Source organism: Streptomyces sp. NPDC001292 (assembly GCF_042896465.1).
GTDB lineage: Bacteria > Actinomycetota > Actinomycetes > Streptomycetales > Streptomycetaceae > Streptomyces.
In genome coordinates this window covers 1-11502 of record NZ_JBIAXG010000051.1, presented here as the reverse complement: position 1 = coordinate 11502, position 11502 = coordinate 1, and the positions used below count along the sequence as shown (strand labels likewise).

Here is an 11502-nt window from a genome sequence, read left to right as displayed (position 1 = left end):
GGTTCGCAGGGGCCGAGGCGCGGGAGGGGTGCCGCTCGGCAGGGGCAGAGGCTCGGGAGGGGGCGAGGCTCGGGAAGGGTCGAGGCTCGGCAGCGGCCGGGGCTCAGGACGGGCTGCGGTTCAGGAGGGGCTGCGGTTCAGGAGGGGCGGCGGACGAGTTCCACGCCCAGCAGTTCCAGCCGGACGGCTCCGTCGGCGTCGATCAGTGCCGCATCGCAGCGCGCCCCCGTGCTGTGAACCTTCCGGCCCCGCAGCACACACCGCGCGGTGCCGTCCACCGGGCCGCGCCGATGCACCCTGCACTCCGCGACGGCCATCGGCAGCGTCGCCGCACCGAGTTCCTCCTGCGCCCAGACCAGGGCGAGTTGGAGCGCGCCGTCCACGGCGGCCGGGTCGAGCGGCCAGTGCTCACCCGGCCATTCCAGGACACGCACGCCCGCGACGATCGCCTCGGCTCCGTGCTCAGAAACACCGTGCAGCGAGCGGACGGAGTGGAACCGGGGGCCGTGGAAGAGGCTCTCCCCGTCGTACAACTCGGTCCGGTCCAGCGGCTTGAGGCCGTCCGGGCTGCCCCACGCGGCCGGATCCGGCTCTTCGGTCCCGGTGTCCAGCACGGCCCGGAAGTGCGCCACCCCGCTCTCCCCCCGCAGTTCCGCCTCCAGCCCCGACGGCGAACCGGCCGCGCCCCGGCTGCCGTGCACGGTGAGCCGGTGGCCTGTGCCGCCCAGTTCGGGCAGGGCGTACTTCTTGTACACCCGCAGGTCGCGCAGGACGAGGGGGCCGGCACCCGGCAGCCAGGCGGTGGCCGCCCCCGCGAACCAGTTCAGGACCATCGCCACGGGCAGCACGGGAACCCCGCTGATCGCGTGGTCGGCCAGCTGCGGCAGGCTGTCCGCCCGGACCAGCAGCTGCGCCGGACGCGGATCGCCGGCCGGGGACAGGGCCGCCGGATCGTCCCCGGCCACCAGGACGACGCGGGCCTCACCGGCTGCGCCGTCCAGCTCGGCCGTGAAAGCGGCCGCCCCCTGCTCCAGAGGGATCAGCGGAACGCCGGACCGGCCGAAATGCCCGGCCAGAGCGGGCGTGACCATGCCGCCGCGCCACGGGCCCCAGGCGACGCACCGCACCAGGCAGCCGGGGCGGCGTGCCTGCTCGGCGGACGCGACCTGAGCCAGGACCTCGTTGGCCATGGCGTAGTCGCTCTGCCCCGCGTTGCCGAACACGGCGGCCACCGAGGAGAACAGGCAGATCACGTCCAGCGGATCGTCCGCCGTCGCGTCCAGCAGCGCGCGCAGACCGTCCACCTTGGTGGACATCACCAACTCGGCCTGCTCGTCGGTCTTGTCGGCGATCAGCTTGTCGGCCAGCACTCCCGCACCGTGCACGATGCCGGTGACCGGCCCCCACGCGTCACGTACGTCGCACAGGGCGGCGGCGACGGCGTCTTCGTCGCGAACGTCCACCTGGACGTACCGGACGGGGGACCCCGCCGCCTCCAGTGCCGCGAGCGTCGCCCGCACCTCGCGCGCGGCCAGGATCTCCCGGGCCCGCGCCGCGATCCGGGCGGGCGAGGAGTTCGCCCCGTCCTCGGTGGAACGCTCGGCGAGCAACCGGGTGAGAGCCGGTTCGTCGGCGGCCGACGCCAGCCCTTCGGGCTCGGGAACCGGTGCCGTCCTGCCGAGCAGCACGATCCGAGGACGGTGGGTCCTGGCCAGGTCCAGCAGCGCGGCGGCGGTCACCCCGCGGGCACCTCCGGCGGCCACGATCACCGACTCCGGCGTGATCCGCCGGCTGCTGCCGGGCGGCACCGGCTCGGGTACCGCCCGCAGGGTGGTGCGGGTACCGTCCGCGCGGAGACCCACCTCGGGGTCAGGGCCGCCTTCGAGCAGCTCCCGCACGATCGCCTCGGCGACCTCCTCGTCGCTCCGTCCGCCCCGCTCGCAGTCGACGGCCCTGACCGAGGCGCCCGGCCACTCCTTCGCCGCGGTCCTGGTCAGACCGGCGATGCCGCCCAGCCACGCGCGGTCGGGTGCGTGACCGCCGAGCCCGAAGTCGCCTCCGGTGTCCTGCACGGTCACGAACAGCCCGCCCCGTTCGGCCACCTGCGCCGCGACCGTGCGCGCCGCACGGAACACCGAGCGGTGGACCGCCCGCGCATCCTCCGGCGCGGCGCCCCCGGTCAGCCCGCCGAGGTGTACGACACCGCGCGCGTCCTCGGGCACCTCCGCCACGGCGGTGGCGTCCACGCCGTGCTCCGCCAGCTTCCGCGCGACGAGGTCGGTGATCGCGGCGCTCTCGAGGTCCCCGTCCGTCACCACGAGCGGCCCGTCCAGGAGCCCCGCCGTCGCCAGGCCGGGCGCCGGTGACTCCACCGCGCGCGGGACCAGCCTGGTCAGCGCCGTCTCCTGCCCGGAGCCGGTGCGCATGGCGGGGATCTCCGGTGCGGCGGGGATTTCGGGGGCGTCGGGGATCTCCGGGATGGTGGGGGACTCGGTCACGGCCGGGGAGTCCGGCACCGGGGCCCCGGGCGGCCGGCCGGCCGAGGTGAGCACCTCGACGATCTCGCGCAGCGTGCGGAGCTTGCCGAGCTCTCCGACGTCTCCCGTCGCCACGTCGCCCACGCTCCGGCGTACCGCCGAAAGGATCTCGACGCGCTTGATGGAGTCGACTCCCAGATCCGCCTCCAACTCCATGTCCACGTTGAGCATCTCCGCCGGGTAGCCGGTGAGCCGGGCCACCACCGAGAGCAGTAGTTCTTCCAGTTCGGGCGCCGACAGTGGCGCGGCATCGGCGGCCGGTGCCGGGGCGCCCACCGGGACAGCGGCCGGGGCCGGCGGGTCCACCGGGACGGCGACCGGGATGTGGTCCTCGGCGGCGACCGGTGTGGCGGGCGACGGCGCCTCGCCTGACCCGGCGGGTACGAAGGCGGGCACGGTTGCGGGAGCGGCTGCCGCGGCCGGGGCCGGTGTCACGGGTGCCGGGGCCAGCCGGGGTGCCGAAGGACGGGGGAGCGGCAGCGGTGCCGGGGGAGCCGGGGCGTCGAGCACCCGGTCGACGCCGACGCCCTGTACCCCGAGCATCGCGGCCAGGGTGGTCTCGGTCATCCGCAGAAAGGCCATGTGGCTGTCGGTCAGCATGCGTTGACAGGCCGCGTGGGCCTCCGCCGTCTGCCGCTGGACGCTCTCCACCGCGGCGTACCACTCGGCGCCGAGGACGGCCCCGGGCTCGGCACCGTACGCGGACACGGCGTCGTACGCGGGCTCCGGCTCCTGGACGGGCGCCGTCCCGTACACCGGCGGCTCCTGAGTGTGGGCGGGAGCGGGGGTGTACGCGGACACGGGACCCGCCGGGATGTCGGACGCGGGTACGGGACGCGGGTGGGCGTGTTCCGGCCTGCGTTCCAGCGCAGGCGCAGGCGCCGGTGGTTCGGCGGCTTCGGTACGGGGCGGGTAGACCTGACCGTAGTTGGCTCCGCTGATCTTCACGGTCATCCGGGGCGCGCGCTCCTTCACTGAGGTTCCAGGCGAGGCGTACGGCGCCCAGAGGGGATCGAAGTCGAGAGGGACACCGCGTACGGCGAGTTCGCCGAGCGCGGTGTGCAGGGTGCCGACCCCGGACCGGTCCGGCCGGTCCAGGGGGACGGCCGCGTGCTCACGGCCACCGAGGATCTGTCCGACCAGGCCGGTCAGCGCGGTGCCCGCGCCGACCTCGACGAAGGTCCGCACCCCCGCCGCGTACATCGCCTCGATCTGGTCCTGGAAGAGCACCGGTGCGGCCAGGTGGCCGGCGATCCGGCGGCGTACCTCGTCGGGCGACGGCGGGTACGGTGCCGCGTCCGCGTTGCCGTACACCTCGATCCGGGGCTCCGTGAGCGGGACCGTGCGCAGGAACGCGGCGAGCGGCTCACCGGCCGGGGCGACCAGCGGGCTGTGGAAAGCGGTCGACGTGGCCAGCCGGCGCGTGCCGACACCCTCGGCCGCGAACGCCTTCTCGGCGTGCTCGACAGCCTCCGTCGTACCGGAAAGAACCACCTGGCGCGGGGAGTTGTGGTTGGCCGGCCAGATGTCGCCGAAGTCGCCACCGGCCAGCACCGCCGCCACGTGGTCGCGGTCCGCCGCCACGGCCAGCATCGCGCCCGGTACGACGGCCGCGTCCCGCATCAGCTCACCGCGCCTGCGGGCCAGACCGACCAGCGTGTCGGCGTCCAGGACACCCGCGCAGTGCAGCGCCACCAGCTCACCGAAACTGTGGCCCGCCACGCAGTCCGGACGCAGTCCCAGACCCCGCAGTACGTCCAGCAGCGCGAGCGCGTGCACCGCGAGCGCGGGCTGCGCCCACTCGGTGGCGGCCAGAAGCTCCGCGCGGGCCGCGCGCTCCTCGTCGGTGAAGGCAGGCGGCGGGAACACCACCCGGTGCAGGGGCCGCCCGTCGAACCTGGTACCGCCCAGCCGGTCCCACACGGCCTGGGCGGCCGGTGACAGCATCGCGAGGTCGGCGCCCATCCCGACGTACTGGGATCCCTGCCCCGGGAACAGGAAGGCGAGACGGCCGGGCGCGGGGTTCCCGAAGGCGTACCGGACGCCGTTCGGTGTCGCGAACGCGGTGCCGGGCCGCTGCCGGATCAGCGTGAGCGCCCGCGCGTACTTCTCCCGCAGGTCCTCGGTGCCGGTGGCGACGACCGCCAGCCGCACCGGGTCGGTGGGCGAGAACGCGCGGTGGCTCTCCCGGGCGAGCGCGGCCAGCGGACGGCTGCCGTCCGTTTCCGGCGGCACCAGGTCGGACGGCGACGCGCCGCTGAACAGGACGAGTTCGCTCGGCACGGAGCGATGGCGCGCCGGCACCCGGGCCAGGGTATTCGAGGGCACGTACTCCTCCAGTGCGACGTGGAAGTTGCTGCCTCCGAAGCCGAAGCTCGACACCGACGCCCGGCGCGGATGACCGGCGGGCCGCACCCACGGCCGGGTCTCGGTGTTCACGTAGAACGGGCCGTCCGGGGTGGCGGCCGCCGGGACCGGCCGGTCGACCTTGATGGTCGGCGGCAGCACCTTGTGGTGCAGGGCCATGACCGCCTTGAGCAGCCCGGCCGCACCCGCCGCGCACTTGGTGTGCCCGATCTGCGACTTGACCGAGCCGATCGCGCACCACTGCCCGTCCGTACGCCCCGACGCCTCGAACACCTCGCGCAGGGCGGTCAGTTCGGCGGCGTCCCCGGCCTTCGTGCCGGTCCCGTGTGCCTCGACCAGCTCCACGGTCTGCGGACCGTAGCCCGCCTGCTCGTAGGCGCGCCGCAGAGCCCGTGCCTGACCGCCGGGAAGCGGGGCGTAGATCGCCGTACTCCTGCCGTCGGACGAGGTGCCGATGCCGCGGATCACCGCGTGGATCCGGTCGCCGTCCCGCTCCGCGTCGGACAGCCGCTTCAGTGCGTACATCACGACCGCTTCGCCGAGCATGGTGCCGTCCGCCGCGTCCGAGAACGGACGGCAGTCACCGGTGCGGGACAGCGCGGGCGTCTTGGAGAAGCACAGGAACATCCCGATGTCGTTCCCGGTGTCAACCCCTCCGCTGATCACCAGGTCGGCCCGCCCGAGCGCCAGTTCACCGACGGCCGTGGACAGGGCCGCCAGAGAGCTGGCACACGCGGCGTCGGTGGTGTGGTTGGTGCCGTGCAGGTCGAACCGGTTGGCGATCCGGCCCGCCACGACATTGCCGAGCAGGCCCGGGAAGGTCGACTCCTGCCACGGGCTGAAGTGCGCCGAGATGCGGTCGCACACGGCCTGCGCATCGGCCTCGTCGAGACCGCTCTCCCGCAACGCCTTCAGCCACACCGGGCGGTGGGCGCGCCCGTACATGTGCGGGAGCAGCTCCAGGGCGGCCGCGCCCAGGACGACGCCGACCCGGTCCCGGTCCAGCCTCGACAGACCGCCGGCGTCGGTCAGCACTTGGTCGGCGACCAGCAGGGCGAGCAGCTGGGAGCTGTCCGTCGCCGACAGGTTGGCGGGCGGCACGCCGTACGCCAACGGGTCGAAGTCCACCTCCGGCAGGAAGGCGCCCCGGCGGGCGTACGTCTTGTCGGGCGCGGCCGGGTCCGGGTCGTAGTGGTCCGCCACCAGCCAGCGGGAGGCCGGCACTTCGGTGATCAGGTCCCGGCCGCCGGTCACGATCCGCCAGTAGCCGGCCGCGTCGGCCGCGCCGGGCACCAGGGCGCCGACACCGACCACGGCGACGGGCACCTGCCCAGGGGTGGAGGCGGACACGGCATCTCCTCGGGGCCGGACGGCCGCTGCTGACGCCTCCCGGGCGCCGGGGCCGCTCATGCCAGCCCGCACGGGGTGTAGGCGAGCGCCTCGGAGGACAACGGAACTCCGTAGGTGCGCAGTTGATGGGCGCGGGTGAGCACCGCGGCGCCTTCGAGCAGATTGAGCGCGATCTGCACCACGGACCGGTTCGCCGGTTCGGCCAGGAACGTGCCCGCGACCCAGCGGTTGAACGCGCCCATCGCCGGCCCGCACCAGATCTGGTAGTCGGCACGCCGGGCCGCCTCGCCGGTGATAGCCCACCGACTCGAACTGCCCAGGTACCAGCGGAAGACCAGCGCCATACGGTGCTTGGGATCGGCCTCCGCACGCGTGATCTCCGAGGGATCGCGCCGCTCCCAGAACGCGCGCGTGCGCTGCCAGACCTCGTCGAACGAGGCGCGCAGCACGTCCCGTTCGATCGCGGCGCGCACCGCGGGTGGGATCTCCTCCAGCGAACCATGGGCCCGGTAGGCCGCGTGGAGCCTGCCGGCCCGCTGGGCGAACATCGTCCCCCGGGACAGCACTTGCAGCGTGACACCCAGCTCGAACATGTCCGCCGCCGGGGCCATGGCCACATCGGCGACATCCGCCTCGCAGAGCATGGCCTTGGCCTCCTCGGACAGGCCCGCTTCGACGGCCGTCTGGTTCACCGATCCGACGACCACGTAGGACGCGCCGAGCGCGAAGGCGGCGGCCACCGCGTCCGGCGTACCCAGCCCGCCGGCCGCGCCGATCCTGACCGGCCGGGGGTAGCCGAACCGCCTGCACAGCGCGTCGCGCAGCAGGACGATCCTCGGCAGCAGGGCCGACAACGGCCGGTTGTCGGTGTGACCTCCGCTGTCGGCCTCCACGGTGATGTCCTCGGCCACCGGCACCAGGGCCGCCAGACCGGCCTCCTCCGGGGTCAGCCTCCCCTGGGCGACGAGCCGGTCCAGCAGCGTGGCCGGAGCGGGGGAGAGGAACCTCTCGGCCACCTCGGGCCGGGAGACCTTGGCGAGCATCCGCGTGCGCCGGACGATCCCGCCGTCGGCGCCCCGGCGCAGTCCCCGGGCCGAGCACAGCACCACGGCCGGGGTCAGCTCCATGAACGCCGACGCCGAGATCCGGGGCACACCGCAGCGCAGCAGCAACTCGGCGACGCGGAACTCCAGTGCGGGCTCGGCCGGTGAGTGGATGAGGTTCACGCCCCAGTTCGGACGGGACCCCAGCTCCTGGGCCAGCGCGTGCACGGCCCGCTCCACCTCGGCATACGCCAGGCCGCCTGCGCCGAAGAACCCGAGCATCTCCGCCCGGGCCATCGCGGACACCATCCGGGTGGTCGCGATGCCGTTCGCCATCTCGCCCGCCACATAAGGGAAACGGACGCCGTGCGCCTCGCAGAAGGTGCGCCCGCCGAGCCACTCGGGATACAGCGGCGGCAGCGTACCGAGCACCGGGCCGTCGGGTACGGGGCCGGTCGCGAGGCCCAGCTCGCGGCCGCTCGGCCCGCTGATGATGTGTAGGGGCTCCCGGATCCGTCGGGCACGGGCGGCGATCTCCTCGAGGGAGAAGACCGGTGGGGACGCGGCGGGGGCGTCAGAGGCGGAGAGGACGGGCAAGGAGGGGCTCCAGCGGGAGAGGAAGGGGAGGTATGCGGGTCAGGCGTACCGGGCGGACGGGACGGCGGCTGAGGGCGTGGGCGATGGCCCGGCGGGAACCCGGTCCCTCGGGGCCAGGCCGGACCACAGGTAGTCGAGGTCCACCCGTCCGGAGGCCGCCGACGGCCCGAACAGGGCCCGCACCCGGGTGTCGTCGAAGCGGCGTCGGTGGGTCAGGTAGGACGTCAGACCCGGGTAGAAGTCCACCAGCGCTTCCAGCGCCGACGGGTCGTCCGGCTCCGTGGCGACCAGGTCGATCGACAGCTGAACCAGCCGCTCCAGCAGGTTCACGATCGTCGGCACGGGTACGTCGCGGTCATGGACGACGTGGTACGTGTCGACTCCGCCCGAGGGTGTCCGGCCGGCCAGCCGCACCATGACCTCGGCCGCGTGCTCCACCTGCATCAGGTTCAGCCGGCCGTGCGGATGACCCACCAACCGGACGCGGGGACGGCCGCCCGGGTCAGTACCCTCGGGGCCGTCGTGGCCCGGGCTCCCGGGACCGGCGGTGCGTCGCGCGTCGCGCAGGATTCGCTCGATGACCTGAAGCGGATGCGAGGGCAGTTCCGGGTGCGGCGGCAGGTCCGTGACCAGGATGCTCGGCCGCAGTACCGCGACCGGACGGCGGTGCTCCCGCGACCACGCGTGGATCAGCATCTCCGCCTCGTACTTGGAGCGTTCGTAGGCGTTCTCGAAGCCGTACGCGTCGTCCAGTTCGTCCTCGTACGCCACCCCCTCACGCCGACTCCCCGCAACGAAAGCGGTGCTCACGTGGTGGACCACGGGTCTCTCACGTCCGGCGGCGGCCAACTCCAGTACGCGGCGGGTCCCCTCGACGTTGGTTCGGCGCAGTTCGGGAAGCTCTCCCTCGAGGTTGATGCTGCCCGCGCTGTGCCAGATCGCGCCGAGACCGTCGGCCAACTCCTGGAACGCGCGCCTGGACAGTCCCAGTCCGGGTTGCTCCAACTCGGTCTCCACCACCCGCAGCCGGCCGGGGAGTTCGGCGACGAACGGCTCGGGCGCGCCGGTCAGTTCGAAGAACCGGGTGACGCGGTGCAGCGCGTCACCCGACCCCGCGTGGGCCAGGACAGTCACCGACCGGTGCGTGTCGAGCAGACAGCGCAGCAGGCGCAGTCCGAGGAATCCGGTGGCGCCGGTGAGGGCGACGTGCATGACCTTGGCTCCAAGGGCTCCGAACAGGGACAGGACCGCGATCGCGTGCGAGGGCGGCGAAGGCTGGGCCGCCGCGGCGGCCGGGGAGCGGAAGGCACAGAGTGTCAGATTGCGGACGATGACGGCGCCTTCGATCCCACCGGCTCACCTGAACGGATTACGCACGCCACGGTCCGTAGGTGTCCCGGACGGCCCTTCAAAGCCCCGTCGCGGGCCAGGCCACGGGCTGTACGGACGTGACGGGAGCAGTCGGGGGTGAGCGGGCCGCTGGGAGGCCTGTCCTCCCTTCGGGTGATCTCGCGGACGGCGGCGGGGAGGCGGCTTCCGGGGGTTGCGCGGCGCCGCCCGCGGGCGGCGCGGGACGTTGGGCCCGGTGGGGGCAGGAAGAGCGCGTACTCCTGGCGCAGGGGGAGCGTGTTCTCCGTGGGCCCGAGGGTGGGTTGGCCGCTCACCGCGGCCGGATATAAACCGTGTTGATCCAGGCCGAGGTGACGCATTCGGTGCCGCTGCGGATCCGCACTCGTCGGCGGTCCCTCTGATCGGTGGTCCATCCCGCAGTCGGTCGGGATGGTCGAGTGCCCGGCCTCGCCCCGCCTGCCCGTCCCTCGGCACGAATGGAAGTTCCCCGATGTCCCAGTCCGTTGAGTCAGCCCAGTCCGTTCCCTTCCCCAGCCGCCCCACTCACACGGTCGACCGAGCCTTCCTCAGCATGGAACGCCGCCACCCCGACGTCCGCTGGGACGCCGGCGGCGTCGCGTACCTGAGCGGGCCGCCCCCGAGCCTGGCGGACCTCCGCGCGTACGTGGGCTTCCGCCTGAGCGAACTGCCCCTGCTCACGAGCCGGGTGGTGGGCGGCTCACGGCGCCCCCGGTGGCGGCCGGACGCGGACTTCAGCATCGACCGGCACGTCCACGAGGTGGTCGCGGAGGACGCCGAGGGGTGGGACGCCGGCCTGCACACCGCGCTCAACGCGCCGTTCGCGCCCGGCACCTACTGGGGGGTCTGGCTGGTCCACGGCCATGCGCCCGACGAGTACGCCCTGTGCTACCGCTTCCACCACGCCTGCCAGGACGGTTCGGCCGCCGCGATGACGTTCCGGGCCATGCTGGGTGAGGGGGAGCCCTCGGCCCGCCCGGTGCCGGGGAAGGGCCGCCTGGCCGGTCTGCCCAGACGGGTGGGCACGGCCGTCGGGCTGGCCGCGATGTTCATGGCCGGCTCCTTCGCCGTCCGCGGCCACCGTCCGGTCGTCCCCTTCGTCCCCACGGGAGAGCGGCGGCTGTGGCGGGGCCGCGTACCGGCGGATGCTCTGCGCCGGATCGGTTCGGCGCGTGGCGGATCGGCCCACGACGCCCATCTGGCCGCGCTCGCCGGGGCGTTGTCGGCCTGGTCGGCCGAGTCCGGTGTACGGCTGCCTCGGGTGACGGCACTGCTGCCTGTCGACGCGCGCCGCCCGGACGAGGAACAGACCTGGGGCAACCGCTGTTTCGCCCTGCCGCTGGAGCTGCCCGTGCGGACCGCCCCGGAACGCGGCACCCGGCCCCAGAACGGCGACTCGCCCCTGCGGCGGCTGGAGCACGTCATGGCGACGACCCGTAAACTGCGCGGCGAGGCATGGCGGCAGGCGATTCAGGACCTGGTCCGCCACATGCCCGACCGCCCGACCGAGTGGTACCTGCGCAGGATGCTCTCCCCGCGCGTCACCCAGGTCATGGCCACGTCCATGCCGGTCGCCGAGAAGGGCAGCCTGGGGAACACCCAGGTGACAGGCGTCGCGCTGCTCCCCCTGCTCGTGCCCGGGCACCTCTTCGGAGTGGGCCTGTCGTTCTTCGGCAGTTGGGCCGAGGTGGCCTTCGTGTCCGACCGCGCCCTTCCGCTCGGGGAGTTGCTTCCGGAACTGTGGGAGCAGGCCGTGGGTGAGCTGGAGGGGGCCTCCGCGCCGGAGTGAACGGGGGCGCCGCCGGGGTGCCGTATCCAGCGCTCGGGTACGGCCCCCCCGGGCCGAGCCGTCTGTGCCGGACCGCCGCTTGAGCGCCCAGCCCGAGCGGATCACACGGCGTCGGCCGCCGGGGCGGCGCCGGCCACGGCGGGCAGGGCCGGGACGGCGCCGCGTGCGCGACGCCTGCCTGCTCGTCGTTCCCGGCGCAGGGCTCTTTCGGAACGTTCCGCGAGGCGAAGACCTTGCTCGCGGCCAGGCCGGACGGGCCGGCACCGATCACACATGTTCTCCGCATGACTGACCGACCTTCCTGGACCGGGGCGGAACCCGGGCGGGCGGACCTGCCGACACCCCGGTCCTGGCCACGCTAGGAGCGTGTCTCAGTAACCGGCAACCCGCCTGCGGTTCGTGATCATTCATGCAGGATGATGTTGGTATGGGTGGTGGCGATGGGTTGTTC

The 11502-nt window shown here is 73.7% G+C and carries 4 protein-coding genes; 1 reads left to right on the top strand and 3 read right to left on the bottom strand.

Features of this window, described 5'->3' with window-relative positions; translation table 11 throughout:
* Nucleotides 1-137 precede the first annotated feature (137 nt).
* From ACFY4A_RS35715 to ACFY4A_RS35705, 3 genes are read right to left on the bottom strand one after another with little or no spacing between them, the layout of a single operon-like run.
* Complete coding sequence (locus ACFY4A_RS35715; RefSeq protein ID WP_390833470.1) at nt 138-6254, bottom strand: SDR family NAD(P)-dependent oxidoreductase; 6117 nt, start codon at nt 6252-6254, stop codon at nt 138-140.
* A gap of 56 nt (nt 6255-6310) precedes the next feature.
* Nucleotides 6311-7894, bottom strand: a complete 1584-nt coding sequence (locus ACFY4A_RS35710) for a PfaD family polyunsaturated fatty acid/polyketide biosynthesis protein (protein WP_390833469.1) — start codon at nt 7892-7894, stop codon at nt 6311-6313.
* A 39-nt stretch (nt 7895-7933) separates the two neighbouring features.
* Complete coding sequence (locus ACFY4A_RS35705) at nt 7934-9106, bottom strand: SDR family oxidoreductase (protein ID WP_390833468.1); 1173 nt, start codon at nt 9104-9106, stop codon at nt 7934-7936.
* Between the two features lie 628 nt (nt 9107-9734).
* On the opposite strand from ACFY4A_RS35705, the gene ACFY4A_RS35700 reads away from it, so the two are divergent.
* The gene (locus ACFY4A_RS35700; protein ID WP_390833467.1) at nt 9735-11051 is read left to right on the top strand and encodes a hypothetical protein; all 1317 of its coding nucleotides are present in this window, start codon (nt 9735-9737) and stop codon (nt 11049-11051) included.
* Nucleotides 11052-11502: the final 451 nt, after the last annotated feature.

What these genes read in the sequence shown, in the direction of transcription:
- ACFY4A_RS35705 (WP_390833468.1), bottom strand. Translation starts at nt 9,106, where the DNA reads ATGCACGTCGCCCTCACCGGCGCCACCGGATTCCTCGGACTGCGCCTG.
- ACFY4A_RS35700 (WP_390833467.1), top strand. Translation starts at nt 9,735, where the DNA reads ATGTCCCAGTCCGTTGAGTCAGCCCAGTCCGTTCCCTTCCCCAGCCGC.